At 68.8% G+C, this 19,045-nt stretch carries 18 protein-coding genes; 6 read left to right on the top strand and 12 right to left on the bottom strand.

Annotation, left to right across the window (positions count from 1 at the left end; all coding sequences use genetic code 11):
* The first annotated feature begins 50 nt into the window (after positions 1-50).
* Both VFW04_13025 and VFW04_13020 read left to right on the top strand, forming a co-directional pair.
* Positions 51-515: a cyclic nucleotide-binding domain-containing protein gene (locus VFW04_13025; GenBank protein ID HEX5180249.1), complete on the top strand. Its 465-nt coding sequence runs from the start codon at positions 51-53 to the stop codon at positions 513-515.
* A 58-nt stretch (positions 516-573) separates the two neighbouring features.
* Positions 574-2,115 (top strand): hypothetical protein, encoded by a 1,542-nt coding sequence (locus tag VFW04_13020; protein ID HEX5180248.1) that lies wholly within the window; start codon positions 574-576, stop codon positions 2,113-2,115.
* Here VFW04_13020 and VFW04_13015 read toward each other — a convergent pair.
* From VFW04_13015 to VFW04_12995, 5 genes are all read right to left on the bottom strand, one after another.
* On the bottom strand, positions 2,112-4,808 hold the full coding sequence (locus VFW04_13015; GenBank protein HEX5180247.1) for a pitrilysin family protein: 2,697 nt from the start codon (positions 4,806-4,808) through the stop codon (positions 2,112-2,114). The two genes, VFW04_13020 and VFW04_13015, sit on opposite strands and share 4 nt — an antisense overlap.
* Positions 4,745-5,800 (bottom strand): tetratricopeptide repeat protein, encoded by a 1,056-nt coding sequence (locus VFW04_13010; protein HEX5180246.1) that lies wholly within the window; start codon positions 5,798-5,800, stop codon positions 4,745-4,747. The genes VFW04_13015 and VFW04_13010 overlap by 64 nt, the downstream gene beginning before the upstream one ends.
* Positions 5,797-6,912 (bottom strand): tetratricopeptide repeat protein, encoded by a 1,116-nt coding sequence (locus VFW04_13005; protein ID HEX5180245.1) that lies wholly within the window; start codon positions 6,910-6,912, stop codon positions 5,797-5,799. Before VFW04_13005 ends, VFW04_13010 begins: the two co-directional genes overlap by 4 nt.
* A gap of 166 nt (positions 6,913-7,078) precedes the next feature.
* A complete protein-coding gene (locus tag VFW04_13000) occupies positions 7,079-8,035 on the bottom strand; it encodes a pseudouridine-5'-phosphate glycosidase (protein ID HEX5180244.1) in 957 nt (318 codons plus the stop codon).
* Between the two features lie 10 nt (positions 8,036-8,045).
* Positions 8,046-9,665 carry a M28 family peptidase gene (locus VFW04_12995; GenBank protein ID HEX5180243.1) on the bottom strand — a complete coding sequence of 540 codons (1,620 nt, stop codon included), beginning with the start codon at positions 9,663-9,665 and terminating at the stop codon, positions 8,046-8,048.
* On the opposite strand from VFW04_12995, the gene VFW04_12990 reads away from it, so the two are divergent.
* The gene (locus VFW04_12990; protein ID HEX5180242.1) at positions 9,664-9,834 is read left to right on the top strand and encodes a hypothetical protein; all 171 of its coding nucleotides are present in this window, start codon (positions 9,664-9,666) and stop codon (positions 9,832-9,834) included. The genes VFW04_12995 and VFW04_12990 overlap by 2 nt on opposite strands.
* A 1-nt stretch (position 9,835) precedes the next feature.
* Here the strand turns inward: VFW04_12990 and VFW04_12985 are convergent, their stop codons facing one another.
* From VFW04_12985 to VFW04_12970, 4 genes are all read right to left on the bottom strand, one after another.
* The gene (locus VFW04_12985; GenBank protein HEX5180241.1) at positions 9,836-10,384 is read right to left on the bottom strand and encodes a MarR family winged helix-turn-helix transcriptional regulator; all 549 of its coding nucleotides are present in this window, start codon (positions 10,382-10,384) and stop codon (positions 9,836-9,838) included.
* A gap of 46 nt (positions 10,385-10,430) precedes the next feature.
* Positions 10,431-11,018 carry a class D sortase gene (locus VFW04_12980; GenBank protein ID HEX5180240.1) on the bottom strand — a complete coding sequence of 196 codons (588 nt, stop codon included), beginning with the start codon at positions 11,016-11,018 and terminating at the stop codon, positions 10,431-10,433.
* Positions 11,019-11,554: 536 nt separating this feature from the next.
* Positions 11,555-12,511: a serine hydrolase gene (locus tag VFW04_12975; GenBank protein HEX5180239.1), complete on the bottom strand. Its 957-nt coding sequence runs from the start codon at positions 12,509-12,511 to the stop codon at positions 11,555-11,557.
* A complete protein-coding gene (locus VFW04_12970) occupies positions 12,504-12,731 on the bottom strand; it encodes a hypothetical protein (GenBank protein ID HEX5180238.1) in 228 nt (75 codons plus the stop codon). Before VFW04_12970 ends, VFW04_12975 begins: the two co-directional genes overlap by 8 nt.
* 424 nt (positions 12,732-13,155) lie before the next feature.
* Between VFW04_12970 and VFW04_12965 the strand changes: the two genes are divergently transcribed.
* Entirely contained in the window at positions 13,156-13,563 is a 408-nt protein-coding gene (locus VFW04_12965; protein HEX5180237.1) for a four helix bundle protein, read from the top strand.
* Between the two features lie 12 nt (positions 13,564-13,575).
* Here VFW04_12965 and VFW04_12960 read toward each other — a convergent pair whose 3' ends face one another.
* Complete coding sequence (locus VFW04_12960) at positions 13,576-14,766, bottom strand: aminotransferase class V-fold PLP-dependent enzyme (GenBank protein HEX5180236.1); 1,191 nt, start codon at positions 14,764-14,766, stop codon at positions 13,576-13,578.
* Positions 14,763-16,100 (bottom strand): amino acid permease, encoded by a 1,338-nt coding sequence (locus tag VFW04_12955; GenBank protein HEX5180235.1) that lies wholly within the window; start codon positions 16,098-16,100, stop codon positions 14,763-14,765. The genes VFW04_12960 and VFW04_12955 overlap by 4 nt, the downstream gene beginning before the upstream one ends.
* 205 nt (positions 16,101-16,305) lie before the next feature.
* Here VFW04_12955 and VFW04_12950 point away from each other — a divergent pair, with 205 nt between their 5' ends.
* Both VFW04_12950 and VFW04_12945 read left to right on the top strand, forming a co-directional pair.
* Positions 16,306-16,680, top strand: a complete 375-nt coding sequence (locus tag VFW04_12950; GenBank protein ID HEX5180234.1) for a hypothetical protein — start codon at positions 16,306-16,308, stop codon at positions 16,678-16,680.
* Positions 16,681-16,932: 252 nt separating this feature from the next.
* Entirely contained in the window at positions 16,933-18,060 is a 1,128-nt protein-coding gene (locus VFW04_12945; protein HEX5180233.1) for a patatin-like phospholipase family protein, read from the top strand.
* A gap of 5 nt (positions 18,061-18,065) precedes the next feature.
* Here VFW04_12945 and VFW04_12940 read toward each other — a convergent pair whose 3' ends face one another.
* Positions 18,066-18,944 (bottom strand): Ig-like domain-containing protein, encoded by an 879-nt coding sequence (locus VFW04_12940; GenBank protein HEX5180232.1) that lies wholly within the window; start codon positions 18,942-18,944, stop codon positions 18,066-18,068.
* Between the last annotated feature and the right edge of the window lie 101 nt (positions 18,945-19,045).

Raw genomic sequence — 19,045 nt, 5'->3', positions numbered from 1 at the left:
GCACGGCTTCGCGTGTAGGTTGCAGCGGCCCACACTGCGCGAGGGAGGCAATGCCGGCCACGATCGACGTGTTGCGCACTTTGCCGATCTTCAGCGGACTCTCGACCGACGAGCTGGCGCGCGTGTCGGAGTTGTGCGAAGAGAAGACCTATGCATCGGGCGACTACATCTTTCGCGAGGGCGAGCCGGGAAACCGACTCTTCATCGTGATCGAGGGAGAAGTGCGGATCAGCCGCCAGATACCGGGGGCCGGCGAGGAAGCGTTAGCCGTGCTCAAGCCCGGCGCCATGTTCGGCGAGATGGCGGTGTTCGATCGGAGCGAGCGCTCGACCGACGCCATCTCGCACGGCGGCACGCGCGTGATCACGATCAGCCGGGCCGAATTCGAGATGTTATTGGATTTTCATCGCGACATTGCGTACAAGGTGCTGTGGGCGGTGGTGCGCGTGTTGAGCGGCCGGTTGCGCGCCACCAACGACAACCTGCGCTCGGTGCTCGCGATGTCGATGTTCTGAGCACGCAGCCCGACGTGGCGCGCGTGACGGCCCTGCACCGTTCTGCGTCCCGAATGGGATGAGCCGGCTCAGCGCATGGCACCACCTGGCGACGGCGCACCTGGTGCTGTGCGCGTTGGTTTTGATCTGGAACTTGTGGATCGCGGGACGCGCGGCCCGCATCCAGGGCCTTCCGCCGGCGCTCGCCTTCCTCAGTGCGTTAGGCGGACTGCTGTTGCTGCCGGCGCTGGTCGTGTCGCTGGTGTCGACGTCGCTGCTCACCGGCGCGGCGCTCATCTCCGTGGCGTGGATCTGGCCCGCGACCGTCGCCCTCGCCGCGGCGCAAAGCGCATACGCCCTGGTCAAACGCCGCGCGTCGATGCCTGTGGGCATCCCGATCCTCGCGTTCGACTTTCTGCTCACGCTGGTCACACTGGCGCGCTGGCTCGACTTCGTGGGGGCGGCGCCGGGCACCGGTCTGCTGACGCTCCTCGCCGCCGACCGGTCCGCGGTCGCGGTCTCCGCGCAGTCGCTGGCGCTCGTCATGCCCTGGTTCCTCTATTTGCCGATCTTCGCGCCCGTCACGCCGGGACGGCCGGATGGCCGCATGTTCGTACGCGGCGTCATGGCGGTGATCGCGGCTGGCTGGCTGCTGCTCATCGTCACACAGATCCCCGGCGCCGCGCGCGCCGTGCGCAGTTACGATCGATATGCGCGCGAGCGATTGCAGGAGCACCCGGACAGCGACTTTGTCGTTGGGTTGAAGGTGTTCCCGTCGCTCTCCAATCCGCCGACCCCGTTGTCGCTGACCAACGATCTCGGCCTTGCGGATTCGATCGGCGCGGGAGCGCTTGCCGTGTACTTCACGCCCAAAGGCGCGAGCGCCGAGACGCTGGACAGCGTGGAGCATGTGTTGGAGGATGTGCGCGGATCGCGGCGCGTGATCGCGGCACTCGACTTGTCCGATGAGCACCGCGTGCCGCCGGCCGAGCGCGAGGCGTATCTGCGGGACCGCGTGGCCGACGTGGAGCGCATTGCGCGCCGGCTGCACCCCGACTTCGTGGTGCCGGTGGTCGATCCTAACGGAACGGCCGCGCGCGCGCTGGGTCGCATGCCGGTCGCCTCGTGGGAAGCGTACCTGCGCGCGGCGGCCGTGGCGGCGCAGGCCGACAGCAGCGCGGACAGCGCGAAAGTGCAGGTGCTGTCGCACGTCGGGGGATTCAGCGCCGACGACAGCGCGCTCTACGCGTGGAGCGCATCGCGTGCGTCGCCGGTAGACGGCACGGCGCTGTCGCTCTATCCCGGGTTAGGCGGCGCGGCGAATCTCGACGCGCGCATGCGCGTCGCCGACTCGTGGCTGCGCGCGTCGCGGTCCTCGAAACCGGTGTGGGTGCTGGAGGCCGGCGCGTTCCCGCTGGCGCACGGCGAGGAGAGTCAGGCGCGCGCGTTGTGGGGCGCACTTGCCTGGGCGACAAGCCGCGCGGCGATCAAGGGATTGATTGCGTATCAGGCGTCCGATTATCGGGTGCCGATCGGACTGCGCACGGCGGCGGGGCGGCTGCGTCCCGCGGCCGCGGTGCTGCGCCGCGCCGCCGCGCAGCTGCAGCGCGGGGGCAGTTAGGCGGAGCCGGACCCGCCGGCCACCACGGCTTCGACGCGCCGGCCCTCATCCAGATATCGCCGGGCGAGCTGCTGCATCTCGGCGGCCGTCACCGCGCGCACGCGCGCGTCGTGCTCGTCGAGCTCGGCCAGCGAGCGGCCGAACATCCATGCGTCGAGCAGCTCGCCGAGCACCGACGCCCCGCTCTGCTCGCGGATGGCGTGCATGCCGATGGCGTACGCCTTGGCGCGCGCGAGCTCGCCCTCGGACACCGGCGCCTCGCGGAGCTTGGCCAGCTCGTCGAGCATGCCGCGGCGCGCTTCGTCTTCGCGGCCGGGCGACACGGCCATGAAGGTCCGAAACATTCCGGCGCGGCGGAGCTCGACGACGCCCGCGGTCACCGTGTAGGCGAGCGACCGCTTGTCGCGCAGCTCCTCGAAGAACCGCCCGCCTAACCCACTGCCGACGCCGGCCAACAGGCGCATCGCCCAGCGCGCGTCGTCGGTGCGGTCCGGAGACGGAAACGCCATGGCAAGCGCGGTCTGCGCCTTGGCGCGCGTCTCACGGACCATGATCGGGTCGCGCGTCCACGATGGCGACTCGGGCGCGCGCGCAGGAGCGGCGCCGAGCTCCTGAAAGTGACGGGCCGCCATACAGGCGACGTCGTCGGCGTCGACGTCGCCGGCGATCGCGATGACCGACGGGCCGCCAAGACAGTGCTTCGCGTGCCAGGCGTGCAGCTGGCCGGCATCGATCGTGGGGAGGCTGCGCTCGTCGCCGGAGGCGGGAACGCCGTACGTGTGTTCGCGAAACGCCGCGCGTGTGAGCAGACGCAATGGCCATTGCTGCATGTCGTCGCGCAACAGGGCGAGCGCGGCGAGTGCGATGTCGCGCTCGGTATCGAGCGCGGAGTCCTCGAGCGCCGGGTGTTGGGCGACGTCAGCGAGGAGCGCGAGGGCGTCGTCGACGCGGGCATTCGGCACCGAGATGGACCAGCCGAAGTGCTCGGCGCCCGCAGTGGGCGCGATGCTGCCGCCGAGCAGCTCGGCGTCGGCGGCGATGCGTGCCGCGTCGCGGTGCGCGGTGCCTTTGACGGCGGTGCGGACGAGCATCGAGGTGAGGCCGGCGCGGCCGGCCGGCTCGTCGGAGGCGCCGCCGACGATGGCGACGGCGATGTGGGCGAGCCGGGCGCCGGGGATGTGCCTAACGAGGACGGCGGTGCCGCGGGCCGTGCGGTAGGCGCGCACACGGCCCTCGCCGCGCTCGAGGGCGGGCGCGGGCGCGGCAGCCGCCGATGCAATCGGCGGCGCCGCGGGCGCGCCTCCCACGGAGACCGGGACGGGCGGCGCCTCGACGCGATCGCGCAGCGCGCCGCCGTTGGCGGCGAGCGGCGCGATCGCGTCGGGGCGGTACGAGACCACGCCGGCGGCATCGAGATCCAACCAGCGCGTCGCCGCCTCGGCGATGTCCTGTGGTCCGACCGCCATCCGCCGGTCGTAATGCTCGATGCCTAACTGCCAATCGCCGAGCGCTTCCCAATCGGCGAGCCAGTTGGCCTGGCCTTCCATCGTCTCGAGCGCGCGAGCGAAGCGGGCTTCGATCAGGCGCCGTGCGCGGAACACTTCGTCGGCCGTGGGGCCGTGCTCGCGCAGGCCGCGCACCTCGGCCCAGATCGCGCGCAGCGCGTCACCCGATGACTCCGGCGGCCCGTCCGCGTGAACGACGAACACGCCGAGCTCGGTGGGCGCGTAGTTGGACGCCGTGACCGACGCCGCGAGCGCGCGGTCGCGCACCGCGCGGTAGAGGCGCGACGCGCGACCGCCGCCTAACACAATAGCCGTCATCTCCAGGCGCGGCGTATCCGCGTGCAGCGTGCCGGGCGTGCGCCAGCCCACCGCGAGCTGCGACTGCGTCACGTCGCCCGAGAGATCATCGAAGCGGAACCCGTGCGGCGCGGAGGGTTCGGCCGGTCCGCGGTCGCGGCGCACGGGTCGGTCGGCCAGCCCGCCGTACTTTCGCTCCACCGCCGCGAGCGCGGCGTCGGGGTCTACATCGCCGACGACGGCGAGCACGGTGTTCGACGGCTGATAGTACGAGCGGTAGAACGCCGTCACGTCGTCGCGCGTGAGACGCCGAAGGTCGTCTTCGCGTCCGATGCGCCAGCGCCGGATGCGGTGCCGGTCGTGGAGCACGCGATACAGCGTTTCGACCGTGACCGCGCTGGGCGTGTCCGCCTTGCGCCGCGCTTCCTGGATGATCACCTCGAGCTCGCGCCGGAGCTCCCCCGCGTCGACGAGCGAGTTGGCGTACGCGTCCGCCTGGATCTCGAGGCCCTCGAGCAAGCTCGTGGCGGGCAGCACCGTGTAGTAGCTGGTCCGATCGTAAATGGTGCCGGCGTTCAGGTAGCCGCCCGCGGCTTTGGTGGCTTGGGAGATCTCGCCGACGCCGCGCGCGGGCGTCCCCTTGAAGTACATGTGCTCCATCACGTGGGCGATGCCCGTGATGTCATCGGTCTCGTCGAAGTAGCCCGCCTTGACGTGGGTCACGATCGCGACGACCGGCGCGGAGTCGTCGCGGTGCACGAGCACGGTGAGGCCGTTGCCCAACACACTGCGGTGGACGCTGCCGCCCGAGACACCGAGCGGCGAGGTCACTGCGTGCCTAACGATGCGGCGCAGGTGGCCCACGGGCCCGGCCCCGCGCGCTTGAGCCACGTCGCGGCTTCGTCGGCGCGGCCGAGCCGGGCGAGGGCGCACGCGAGGTAGCCTTCGGAGGCGGAGTCGGCCGGGTTCGCCTGGATCACGCGCACGTACGCGCGGCGCGCGGCCTCGTAATCCTGGGTGGCGAGGTCCGGCCGCCGCTGCGCGGCGAACGACGCGCCGCGCGCCAAAAAGAACGCGCCTAACTCGCGCTGGCCGGCGGCGCCCGCCGGGTCGAGCTGGATCGCGGCGTTGAGCTCCTTGCCGGCGGTGGCGTAGTCGCCGTTCTCGCGAGCGATGCGGGCCAGGTACAGGTGCGGCAGCGGCGAGCGCGGCTCATCGCGCGCCGCGCGCGCGAACGACGCGACGGCCGAGTCGCGCTGGCCGGCCGCGAAGGCGGCCTGGCCGGCCTCGAGCGCCGTGGGCTCGCGCCGTCCAATCAGGTAATACACACCCAGCAGCACCAGCACCGCGATGATGGCCGCCACGATCAGCGGCCCATGGTTCGGCGCCGCTCCGCGGACGGGGTCGATGCTCGTATCGGACGGCGCGCCGATCGATTCGGCCGGCGGGATGCCTAACGGAATGCCCGACGGCACCGCGACCGGCGGCTCGCTTGGCGCGCCCGGCACCACAGCGGGTTCGGCCGCCGCCGGCCGGAAGCCGTGCGCGAGCGCCTCGTACGCCTGGCGCGCGACGTCCAGGTCGGCCGCGTCCACCTGGCTCGACCCGCTCACCCGATCGCGCACCGAGAACATCTCGAGCGCGGCATGCCCCTGCTCGAGCGAGATCGATTCGCGCTGTCTCGCCTCCCGCACCAGCGCCTGGCCCGAGAGGTCGGTGCGACCGAGCAACGCGCCAAGCGCCAACTCGACGCCGGCGCAGATGGCAGTGAGATCGGATGCGTTGTCCTCGGATGACCGGCTCGGCGAGAGCCGCTCGACCGCCGGCCGAACCGCCTCGAGCGCGTGTACGGCGCCCCGCGAGGCGGACGACGGATCCGTCACCGCACGATGCGCAGCAGTCCCGCGTTTGCGCTGCCGCGAATGAAGCTTTCGGCGTCTCCGATCGGAATCTTCACGCCGGTGATCGAATATCCGCGGCTCGCCTCGGTGGCCATGAACTCCTGCACCGACCGGCCCGTCATCGCCTTGTTCGCGTCGCGCATGGCGCGCACGATGCGATCCCAGCTGCCGACGTAGATGCGTCCGTCGTTGAGCAGGATGCGGTGCTCGAGCGTGTCCGACAGCTTCTGCCCTGCGAGATCCGACAACATGGCGCCGAACAATTCCAGTTGGCCGCGCTCGCGCGCTGCTTCCTCTTCGTTCACGCGCGTCTCGATTTCCGACAGCATCTCGTCGATGTCGTCGGGCTCGCCGGCGAGCTCCGCCAGCCGGTCTTCCCACGGCGCGAGCTCGGGGTCGCTGTCCGTTAGGCGGTAGATCGATTTCTTGAGCTCGATCAACCGCCAGATGCCGAGCTCTTCCCAATGGTCGTCGGGCTCGGTGCGCTCGAGCTGCGAGAGGGAGGCCTCGTAGTCGCCGCGGTCGTACAGAATGTTGGCCAGATAGATGCGCGCTTCGGCGTGGTCATCATCCAGCTGCAGCGCGCGCCTGAGCGCGGTGATCGCGCCTTCGTCATCGCCGCCGCGATGCCTAACGTAACCGAGGCAGGCGGCGGCCTCGGCCATCTCGCTCGCCTCCCGCGCCGCAATCTCGAAGAAGTCGCGCGCTTCCGCGATCAGGTCCTCACGAAAGAGCGCGCGGCCGATCTGCAGCACGAGATCGATGTCGTCGGCATAGCCAAGCTCGAGGATGCGGCGAAAGCGATCCAGCGCCTGGTCGCGCGCGCCGAACTTGAGCAGCGTCTCGCCGAGTCCGGCGATCGCATCCTCGTGGTCCGGATCCAGCACCAGCGCCTTCTCGAAACTCTGCCGGGCCCAGGCAAACTCATCCCGTGCCAGGCGAGCGTAGCCAACCCCAATGTGCAATTCGACTGAGTTCGGATACAGCGCGAGTCCTTCGCGCAACACCTCGAGCGCTTCGTCGTACTGCCCGTCGTTATAGAGTTGATGCGCGCGCTCGTCGTATTCTTCAGAACTCAGAAATGGGGTAGGCATGGCGATTCGCACCTCCGACGTGTCTCAATGAAGACCGATGTCGGTCAGCCTATTGTACAACTGGAAATCCGCGCAGTTCAAGATGTTGACTTTATTTCCGTCTCATTGAACTTTAACTTCCCTTCCACCCCTTTGGACCAAGGACGACAGACGCGCTCACGGGATATTACGCCCGCGCACGCACGATTTCGACATCTGTCGCCACCTCCACAGCAATCTCCGCGGCCAACGCCGCATTCGATTCGAGCAGCGCGACGTTCGCGGCCAGCGACGCGCCTTCCGTCTCTTGCTCCAAACGACCCAACAGCCACGGGGTGAGCGCTGCACCGGCGACCTTCGCACGGGCCGCCGCTTCCAGTGCCTGCTCCACAGCCGCGTCCACCAGCGCGCGCGGCAGCGCACAGGACGCCGGCGGCGGTTGAACGACGAGCATCGCCTGCATCTGCCCGAGCGAGCGCTGCACCCGCCACGCCGCGGCGACCTCGGCTGCAGATTCCATCCGCCACGACAATGAAATGCCTGTACCGCTCGTGAGAAACCCCGGCAGCTCTCCGACACGGTAACCGACCACAGCGACGCCAAGCGATTCGAGACGTTCCATGGTCGCCGGAAGGTCGAGTACGGACTTGGCTCCGGCGCACACGACGATCATTGGCGTTCGAGCGAGCTCAACGAGATCGGCGGATTCATCCCGCACCATGAGCGCGACGTGCGCTGTTGCCGGAGGCACGCGGTGCACTCCTCCAATCCCGCCGGTGGCCAGCACGTCGATGCGTGAGGCGCGAGCGAGCACGAGAGATCCGGCAACGGTCGTCGCACCGTCCACGCCGGCCGCGGCAGCCGGTGCAAGGTCCCGGGCGGAAACCTTGCGCACGCCATCGCGCGCCAGGAACCGCTCGAGATCATCGTCCGCGAGCCCAACGACCGGCGTGCCGGCGGCAACCGCCGTGATTGCGGGCTCCGCGCCGCGCGCGCGAACGGCCGCCAGCATGCGTCGCGCCGCCTCGCGATTTTCCGGTTGCGGCAGTCCCTGCGCGAACACCGAGCTCTCGAGCGCGACGACCGGCCGGCCGTCGCGTAGGGCAGCGGCGACCGCAGGCGAGACGCGCACTGGCGTCGTCACCAGCGTACGATCATTCCGGCAGCGTCCGCGGCTTGTCCGCCTTGAACTCGGCGTTGGCGTTCCACGACGGAAGCACCGGCGAGTTGGCGAGCGCGGTGGCGAAGCGCAGCACGATGTCGCCGATCTGCGCGGCGCCGCTCAGATCGAAATCGGGACTGTAGTTGTCCGCCGGCTGATGATAGCGATGCGCGGTGTAATCGTCCTCCTGCTGCACGCCCCAGCCTTTCGGCCGTCCGACATAATCGGTGCCCGCGCCGATCGATACCGCGGGGATGCCGGCCTTGGCGAACGAGAAGTGATCCGACCGATAGAAATGCCCGGCTTCGGGATGCGCATCGGGATCGATCCGCAGTCCGTTAGGCGCGATCAGGTGCGCCAGCATCGGCCCGAGCGTCGATTTGTCGGCGCCGAGCACGTTGAGGTCGCGCACCCGTCCCAGCACGGTCACGACATCCATGTTGAGGTCGGCGACGATGTCGCCGTCGCGCATCGTCGGATGCTCGGCGAACCACTGGGAGCCGAGCAGTCCGGCCTCTTCAGCAGTCACGAACACGAACACCAGCGACCGGCGCATCGGTGGTGCGTGCGCTGCCGCGCGTGCGACGGCGAGCAGCGTCGACACGCCCGACGCGTTGTCTACGGCGCCGTTGTAAATCGAGTCTCCGTCCACCTTGGGACCGATGCCGAAGTGATCCCAGTGCGCGCTGAGCGCCACGTACTGGTGTGCGAGCGATTTGCCGCGTCCGCGGATCACGCCGACGACGTTCTTGCTCTCGAGATGCTGCACGGTGCTCTTGAAGGCGACATCGAGCGTAATGCCGGTGTTCACCGGGCGAAACGCTCGCGTGTCCGCCTGCCTGCGCAGCGCCGCCAGGTCGAGGCCGGCGTGGGCGAGCAGCGCCGTGGCGGCCGAGTCGGTGATCCAGCCCCGAAAGCCTAACGGAGGCGGCGCCGACGCATCGCGCGGCAGCATCCGCTGCGGGGTCGCCCACGACGCGATCACCGTGTGCCACGGATAGCTCGCCGTGGCCGTCGTGTGCACGACGAGTGCGCCAACCGCCCCACGCCGCTCCGCTTCCTCGAACTTGTACGTCCACCGCCCATAGTAGGTCATGGCCTTTCCGCCGAACAACGTGGGCTCTTTCGCCGTGGCGGGCGGGTCGTTCACCAGCACGAGCAGGATCTTGCCTTTGACATCCACGTCCTTGAAGTCGTCCCACTTGTATTCGGGCGACGTGACGCCGTATCCGGCGAACACGATTTCGGCGTGCGCGGCGCTCGACGGGACGGCGGACCCGGCCCAGATGACGACGTCATCGGGAAATCGGAGTTGTCCCGCGGCTTTGCCGGACGCCGTCACGCGCATCGACGACGAGTCGACAGTGACGACGTCGATCGGGACACGTTGAAAGTAGGATCCGTTCACCGCGGGCTCGATCCCGGCTGACCGCAGCTGCGACGCGATGTACGCGGTGGCCAGCTCGCCGCCTCGCGTGGCCGGCGCGCGGCCCTCGAGCAGATCGGATGCGAGGAAGCGGAGATCGCCGTCGATCTCGTTGGGCGTGATCCGTTGGGCGGCGGCCGGGGCGGCGGCGGCAATGGCAAGCGCGAAGGCAGCGACGAAGCGCATGAGACGTGAATCCAGAGAGTTGTGCATCAACGTGGAGAGCATCGTGAGCGACGAGACCGAACAGCAAGCAGATCCCCCGGCAGCGGGAGAGCGGAACGGCGTGCAGGTCGTCATCCTGGCAGCCGTGCTCATTGCACTCGGCGTCTTCTTCGTGCGGCGCGCACTGTAGATCAGTCGGATTTCCCGTCGCCCTCGAGCTCGGCCACGGCGAAGCCGACTTTTTTGAGCAGGCGACGGAGCTGGTTCTGCTCGTCGGGGGGAAGCGTGTCGAACAATTCGGCGATGTAGCGGGCGTGTGACGGGAAGATCTCGTCGATGAACGCCCTGCCCTTGGCGGTGAGCGCGGCGTACACCACTCGGCGGTCGCCGTGCCGCCGCTCGCGGCGCACGAGGCCGCGCCGTTCGAGCTGGTCCACCACATAGGTGATGTTGCCCGCGGTGACGAGCAGCAGCGATCCCACTCTGCCTAACGGAAGCGCGCCCTTGTGATACAGGGCCTCCATCACCGCGAACTGTCCCAGCGTTAGGCGGTGGCGGCTGACGTCGCGCGACACGGCGCGCACGATCGTGTGGTAGGCGCGCGCCAGCACGATCCACGTGCGCAGCGCCGGATCCTCGGCATTCCTCGTCTGAATGACCCGCGGGGCGCTGGTGACGCCGGACGGCGGGTGCGCGCGCGGCGGAGTGCCGGCGGCCTGGGACGGAGCGATTTTCGACACGACGCTACGATGCCCTGCCGCCGCCCGCTTGGGAAGTGATGCGACGTCAGACGCCGCGGCGAGCCCGCTCCAGCACCTTGGCCGTGATGATCAACCGGTCCGGCGCCGGACCCACATAACGCACCGGCCAACACGTCGTGAGCGTCAGCGTCGGTTCCACCGTCGCGAACAACGCGGGCTTGCCGCGTTCCACGATGCGACGCGCCACGATGACCCACGTCGTCCGTCCACCGTACGTCTCGGTGACGATCGTATCGCCGAGCGACAGTTTGTCCAGCGCGTGAAACTGCCGGTCACGGTGCGCGGAGATTACCGCGTTGCCGGGCTCGCCGGGCAGCGCGCTCTGCGGAAGATGACCGGGCGCGATCGCGAGCTGCGCGTCGCCAACGCCTTCGATGAACACTTCGTCGAGGTCGATCGACGGAATATCGATTCGCCCAACGGGCTCACCGCGCGCGAAGCTGCGGTGAGAAACGTCGCTGTCGGGCGTGCCCAGCGAGCCGTTCGCTTCGACGGCGGTCCACGACGCGCGCACGTGGCGGCGCGCGATGGCGCTGGCGCCGTACGCATAACCCACGGCGAGCAGCAAGCACGCGCCGGCGAGGATGAAGAAGACTCCGAAGAAACGTCGCATGTCAGCGTCGGACCAGTACAACACCAACGAGTAGCGTACCTACACCAGCGAGTGCCAATGCCGGAAGCGTTGAATCGGTTTGCGGAGCCGACGCGCCGTCTCTGAAAACGGTGTCTCCGGCGGTGGAGGTGTCGGCGGAATGTACAGCGGAGCCGCCGCGGACGCGCGCCGTGGTGCCTTTCTCGGTCGGCGTGACCGAATTGGACGACGAGTCGAAGAATGTCGAATCGAAAGAGCCGAGCGACGAATCGACGTGTGTTCCGGCCGGCATCGCTGTGGGAGCGTGCGAGTTGTCCGTTAGCCGCGTGTGCGGAGCCGGAAGGTGCGCCGGCACCAGCGCGGCGGTGAACTGCGCAGCGGCGGCGGTTGGAGCAGTTGCGAGTGCGACGATCGTGGCGACGGCAGCCCAGGTTCTCACAAAGATTCCTCCGGTCACGTTTCGATGCTGGCCGGGTGACGGACCGGGCATTTCCGGTGCCATGTCTGGACGAGTTGACGCACGCGGTTCGGTCGATCTGACGGTCGACCGCTGCGCCTTACGGACCGGCGACGGACGCGCTGTCCCGAAGCCCGAACGCACGCGCGATCACAGCGCCCATGTGCGCCATCGTGAGCTGCGGTTCGCTGTCGAGAATCCAGCGTTGGTCCTTGTTGTCCTTGGTGAACACGCAAGCGACCACGCGCGACCGGAGATAGAAGAGCGAGCACTCCGTGCGCGCGTCATCGACCGCGCCCGTCTTGTGCGCCGCGCGCACGCCATCCAGCTCGCGCTGCAGCAGCGTGTTGTCCTCGTTGTGCTCGAGAATGTCGAGCATCGACGAGTCGGCCGACGGATTCACGGCTTTGCCCTGCGCCAGCAGCACGAACAGGTGCGCCATTTCGTTAGGCGTGGACACGCCCAACCCGTACTTGGCCGAGCTGTCCATGGCCACGCTGGAGATGCGCAGGAACGTCTTCGAGTGCACCTTCGTGTGCATCAGGCCGAGCGATTCCATCTTCGCCCACACGCGGCGGATGATGATGCGGTCGAGCAGGAGGTTGGTGGCCGTGTTGTCGCTTTCGGTGGCCATGAGCCAGGCCGCGTCGTGCACGGTGAGGGTCGCTCCGTCGTGCATGAACTGCAGCGATCCCGACCCCGGCACCTTGTCGATGTCGAGCAGCGTGAGCGGGTCATCGAGCGAGATTTTTTTCTGCGCGGCCAGATCGTAGAGCGTGACGAGGATCGGGACTTTGATCAGGCTCGCGGTGGGAAACGTTTCATCGCCGCGGCGCGAGAGTGTGTCTCCGGTATCGAGGTCGATGATGCTGTAGCCGACGACACCGTGGTGTGCGTCGGCGAGCGAATCGAGCGTGTGGCGAAGCAGTGCGGTGTCGGCGCGAACCGGGGAGAGTTGTCCACCGGCGCCCTGTCCGCGCGCGCAGGCAGGAAGGAGCAGCAGGAAAGCCAGCGCCGCGCCGCGCGTCCACCGCGGCAAGGCGAGGCCGTCAGCCATCAGGAAATTCGCCTGCCTTCTTGGTCACGAGCAGCTCGCGCTCGCCCGTCTTCTTGTCGTAGACAGCCAGCACCTTCACCGTCTCGCCTTCGTACGCGTCGAAGGACTTGCTCGTGCCCTTGGGGACGGCGATCTCGTGCCCATCCTCGAAGCGCAGAATGACGGCCGGATGCTCATTGTTCGTGTAGTGCTTGCGGAGCTTTTTTGGTGGCGTCGGCATAAGAGTGGTTGGGGAGAGGGACCAAACTACTGTCACGCGTGCAGCCTCACAATAGAGAGAGGCACACGTGGTACCGATTCAGTTTTGGGGCGCCGTTCCCTCATGGCTTGCATCTACGCTCATGAAGACGCGGACACGCAGGACACAACGGACAAAGCACTGACAACAAACCAACGTTGGTGTTGCTGGTGTCGTGTCCGTTGTGTCCTGTTTTGTCCGCGTCTTCATGAGCGTAGCGCTCTGCCCCTCCGGCCTGCAACGAGTCTCATCCGGGTACCGGACCAAACTGTACCTCTACCGCACACGTGTGCGCGCCCGGCGCATCATCGCTCGCCGAGCAATGGACCGATGCGGCGCGCACTCGGATGATGCGGGACGCCGTCTCGCGGTCGCGTATTCTCGCGAGCGCAACGGCGGAGGGGTCGTGAAGTACGATGACTGGGAGCGCGGCGTGCCGGTCGACATCCGCACGGATCCCATCTGGTCGCTGCGCGTCTATCGCGCGGCGCTCTACGTGGCCGAGCTGGCGTCGCATGACGCGCGGCGGCTGGTGGCGAATCCTGTCACGGAAGGAATCGCGGGACGGCTGGTCGCGGCAACGGCGTCCATCGGCGCCCAGATCGCGGCAGGGTACAGCCGCATGTCCAGGAACGATCGCGTGCCTGCGTACGAGCTGGCGCTCGGCGCGGCGCGGGAAGCGCGCGACTGGTACCTGCGCGCGCGCATCGAGCTCGGCGAAAACGCGGTCAATTCGCGCATCGCGACGCTCACGGCAGTGGCGAAAGTGCTGGTGGTGCTCATCGACCGCAGCCGCGCGGCGCAGCTGCACTGATTCGGGCGCGCCTTACGTGACCACCGAGTTCTTGCCGGCGAACCGCTGCCAGGCGCCGCTCTCGAGGATGGATTCCATTGCCTGCACCGCGTCGTCGATCTCGCGGTCGTCGGTATAGAAGTGGGGCGCGACGCGGATGCCGGCCTCGGGACGATAGTCGACGAGAATGTCGCGGGCGAGCAGCGCCTGCGCCACCGCGTATCCGTTAGGCACATCGAAGGCCACGGTACCGCCGCGCCGCGCCGGGTCGCGCGGGGCGTTGACGCGCCATCCGTGCGCGTCGGCAAGCGACACGAGCCGCGCGGTCTGTCGGACGCTCTTGGCGCGAATGGCCTCGATGCCCGCCTGACGCACGATCCGCGGACCTTCGAGTGCCGCGTACAACGCCGGAATCACGGGCGTCCCGTTGAGCCACCGGCCCGCACCGTGGCCGTACTCCATCTCGAGCTCGAACGCGAATGGGCGCGCGTGCGCCTGCCAGCCGGTGAGCGCCGGCTCGAGCGTGTCGCGTACGGGCGGCGACACATACAGGAACGCGCCGCCGGGTCCGCCGCACAGCCACTTGAGCACCCCGCCGGTGAGAAAATCGACGCCGCTCGCGCGCACGTCCACGGGCATCACGCCAACGGAGTGGAAAGCGTCGAGCGACACCAGCGCTCCCGCATCGTGCGCGCGGCGACAGACGGCCTCCACGTCCAGGATGTACGCGGAGCGGAAGAGCACGTGTGACACGGCCACCAGGCGTGTGCGCTCGTCGATCGCCGCCAGCACCCGCTCGACGTCGATGGCGATGCCGTCATCGCTGGGCACGCTCACGATGCGCGCGCCTAACCGGGCCGCGAGCTGATCGTACACGTAGCGCACCGACGGAAAGTCGAGCCCCGTCATGACGATCGTGTCGCGCGGCGGCGTGTAGTCGAGCGCCGACAGCACGGCGGCCTGGGCGAGCGTCACGTTCGGGAACATCGCCACCTCGCCCGGTCCCGCGCCTAACAACGGCGCGATCTCGTCGCCGACGGTGAGCGGCATGCTCCACCATCGGTCGGCCCAGGCGCGCACGCCGCGCTCGTTCCACGATGCGGCGTACTCGGCCAGCCGGTCCGGCACCGCGCGAGGCATCGCGCCGAGCGAGTTGGACACGAGATACGTGACCCGATCGACGATCGGGAATTCGGCGCGGTAGGCGAGCAGCGAATCATTCATGGCGTGGGCACCGGCGGCGCGGCGCGGCGATACGGGGCAGTGATGACGAACAGGCACGCCGCGACGACGATCACCGCCAGCACGACGAGCATCTGGTGTACCGGCGAGTGCCAGAGGATCCAGGCGAGCACGGCGATGGCGACGTACGGAACGGCGCGGCCGCCCGGCATCCGAAAGGGCACGCCTGCCTGCCGTACATCCCGGCGTCGCAGCTGAATCGTGGCCGCGCAGCACACGAGATAGAGCGTGATCACCGAGACGTTCGCCAGCACGGCAAGCGCGACGAACCCGTTCGTCGCCGCCAGGCAACCGATAATGGTGCTCTGGACGACGATCGCCACGTACGGCGTGCGGAATTCCGGGTGGACGCGGGCTAACGACTGGGAGAAGAACGGCACGAAGCCATCGCGCCCGAGCGCGTAGAGCGCGCGCGGCGTGGCGAGCGTCATGCCGCTCACGTTGCCGAACATCGACAGCACCGCCGCCACAGCGATGATGGATGCGCCTAACGGGCCGGCGATGCGCGCCGCGGCCGCCGACAACGGCGCCGCGCTCGCCGCTGCCAGGGCGCCGGCGCCGAGCACGCGCTGCGCGACGACCTGCACCGCGATGTAGAGCAGCATGACGGTGATCATCGCGATGGCCAGGCCTCGCGGCACCGTGCGCGCGGGATCGCGCACCTCGCCGCTCGGGACGAGCGCGCTCTCCGAACCCGCAAACGCGAAGATGAGAATGGCGACCGTGCCTCCGAGGTCGCCTCCCATCCGAGCCGCCGGCGCCGGCGCCGCCGCATGCCCGACGAGCGCGCCGGCCAGCACGAACGCGAACAGCGGCAGAAGCTTGACCACCGCCATGAGCTCCACCAGTCGCGCGCCGCCGCGCACGCCGCGCACGTTCACCGTGGTGATGAGCAGCAGCACCGCCACGAGCAGCAGCCCGCGCGGAACCGGTTGCGACAACGCCGGCCATAGCACCGCCGCGGAACCGGCGAGCGCGCTCATCACCGCCGACATCGCGAACACCGCCATCACCCACAACAGCACACCGCTCAAGAAGCCGACGAAGGGACCGAAGGCCAACGAGACGTAGGCGTAAGGCCCACCGGTGAGCGACACGCGGCTGCCGGCTTCGGCAAAGCAGATGAGGACGAGACTCATCGCCGCGGCGCAGATGACGTACGCCACCGGCGCGCGTTCACCCAACGCAGCAGCGGCCGCGGCCGGCAGCACGAAGATGCCGCCGCCGATCATGATGTTGAACGTCGTGGCGGCGAGACCGGTGACGCCGATCGCGCGGACGAGCGTGTGCTCGCCTCCGGTCCGGGATGCGCTCATGGTCGCTCAATGTAGGGCGGGTGGGCGGCGCGCGCACGGGCCGCCGCGTCCGCCACGCGCGAGGCGGCTGGTCGTGTACGCGGTAGCGCGGTGCCGCGGCGCGTGCCTTGCGTTGGCGACAGGTGCGGCGTGCAGAGACGTCGCGCGTCACCCAGTCCGCGTCGAACGCGACGCGGAGCGTACCATCACACACAGGACACGCGCCATGCTTCGGACAGGGCTCGTTGTCGCGGCCGCGGCCGCGATCGTCGCCGGCGTTTCTCCGTTAGGCGCTCAGAGCGTCGCCGCTTCCCCGGCGCCCTCGGGCCCAACGGCCGCCGCTGCTTCTCTCGCGCCCCGGCTCGCCGAGGAGCCGGCGGACGCGCCGACCCTCAGCAACTCCGCGTTTGCGCTCTCCAATGGCGAGAAGTTGATGGTGTTGGGCGGTGCGGCGCTCATCACCGGCGCGATCATCGGCGACACGCCGGGGACGATCATCATGATCGGCGGCGGCGCCGTCCTGCTCTATGGGCTCTATCTGCAGTTGGGCCGGCCGCATTCCGGTACCCCGTCCGAGATCGGATACTCGATCCGGTTCTGACGCGGCGCGCCGCATGATCCGGCAGCGGACGCGCGATCGCCGCACGGGACGCGCGCGCGTCCGGCACGGCGCAGGCTGGAACCATCCCTGTGCCGCGCGTTTATTTGTCGGTGGCAGGTCATCATGATCATGCGGCGAACCGACGGCCCGCGGCGAGGCCCGGCAACGCGCCGGGGCAGCGAATCGTCTGTCGTGCAGCGACGCGGCTCGTCCGCGCACCGCACCACCGCCTCCCGAAGGAGTCCCAACGGAATGTCGAACGTGCCCGCCCGCACCGCGCTCGTGTTAGGCGGCGGCGGATTGAAGGGATTCGCCCACATCGGCGTGATCCGCGCCCTCGAGGAGCGCGGCATCCGGCCGAGCGTGATCGCGGGCACGAGCATCGGCGCGCTCATCGGCGCGGCCTACGCCGGGGGCATGAGCGTGAGCGAGATGACGGCGCGCGCAGTGTCGCTCAGACGACGCGACCTGTTCCGCATCAATCATGTGGGCATGCTGTTCGAGCGCATGCGCAGCCCGTCGCTCTATCTCGAAGAACCGTTGCGCGATTTGTGCGCGGCCGTCTCGCCGCCAGGAACGTTCGCCGACCTCGAGACACCGGTGCTCGTGAACACCGTCGACGTGGAGCGCGGCACGCGCCTCGTGTGGGGACTTCCCGGCCTGCAGGACGTTCCGGTCGTGGACGCCGTGTACGCGTCGTGTGCCCTGCCCGGCTTCTTTCCGCCCGGGTACGTCGGCACGCGCACGTGCATCGACGGCGGCACCATCGACAACCTGCCGATTTCCATTGCCGCACTCGGCGCCGACGCGGTGATCGCGGTGGACGTCGGGAGCTTCGAGGTGGAGCGCCCGCGCGACATCGGGTCGCAGGGATTCGCGGCGATTTACATGCGCGCGGCAACCTTGATGATGCACGCGCTCCAGGCGCGTCCGTTAGCCGACTGGAGCGGGCCGCCGATGCTGCTGGTGCGACCCGATGTGGGACGCCATCACTGGTTCAGCTTCACCCACGGCGGCGAGATCGTGCAGGCCGGCTATGAGGCGGCGCGCACCGCGCTGGATCTGGCGGGGGATGCGCTGTGCACCGGCAGCGGCGTCTATCCTCGCAGCGTCGTGTCCGTTCACGTGAACCGCGACCGGTGCATCGGATGCGGGATGTGCGTCGCCCTCGCGCCCCGCGTGATGGCACTGGACGCGGAGCGCAAGGCGGTGGTCACGGCGACACCGCTGCAATGGTCGCCGGCGGATGGCGACTTCGTGCAGCACTGCCCAACGGAAGCGATCACCGTGCAAACGCTCGATGGGACGCGTCGCACGACGCGCCCCATGAGCGAGCCGACGCTCGACACCGGCCAGACGCCGGCGGTCAAGCGGCGCTGATTCGATCAATAATCCGGCGGGAAGTCGAAGACCGGCGGCGCGACGCGGGGTCCGACCTCGATCGTGATCTGCTGATGCGCCGCGAGCACGATGGCGCGGGGGTCGCCGAAGTAGCGAGCGCCATCGACGTACACCGTCACGGCGCCTTGATTGCCGGCCACGTTGCCCGACGTGAGCGGCTCGCCCCAGATGTCGAAGTACTCGCCTAACGTAAACGTGTGGCCCGTCACCGACGGCTCGATGTGGATGATCCCCGTCCGGTCGTGCGAGTGCAGCCAGTAGAAGCAGGTGCCGGCGATCGCCAGGCTGTCGCCCTCGACGACGGCGTTCTTGATGCCTACGCCTAACGGCAACGCGATCTGCTGGCCGTTCACGATCAGGCTCAGGTGCGCGTGATAGTGCTCGGCGTCGGCGCCCGTGCCGCACGGGATCGTGTCCACCGGATCCCCCTGGCCGCCGCTCGCGGTGCTTCCGTTGGGAAAGGTGACGGCGCCCACCAGACCGCCTTCGTTCAGCTGGATCGGCGTGGGCGGTTGGACGGTGACCACCGCCGTGCCCGAGACGCCGCTGACCGTGGCGGTGACCGTGTCGGTCGACGACAGCAGCGTGTTCACGAGGCCGGCGGACGAGACGCTGACCGCGTCGGTGTCGCTCACGGTCCACGTGATCGACGGATTTGTGATTGGATTGCCTTGCCCGTCCTTCGCGGTCGCGGTGAGCGACACGCTGTCGCCGGCGACGACCGTCGATGTCGCCGGAGTCACCGTCACGGTCGACGCTTGCTGTCCACCGCCCGTCGGACTGTTGCTACTGCAGGCCGCGACGCCCAACGCAGCGCACGCGGCGACGACACCGCGCGCGATCCAACTGCCGTTCGTGTGCATGAGTCCGGCTCCGGAGAATGGAAACGGCCGCCACATCTCGTTCCACTCCCGATGTGGCCGCCCGATGGGCTATCGCACGGCGCGTGCCGAGGAAATGCGGC

This window comes from Gemmatimonadaceae bacterium (genome assembly GCA_036273715.1).
Taxonomy (GTDB): Bacteria; Gemmatimonadota; Gemmatimonadetes; order Gemmatimonadales; family Gemmatimonadaceae; genus JADGGM01.
Note: the sequence above shows the minus strand (reverse complement) of the source record. Positions and strands in the feature narration are given on the sequence as shown.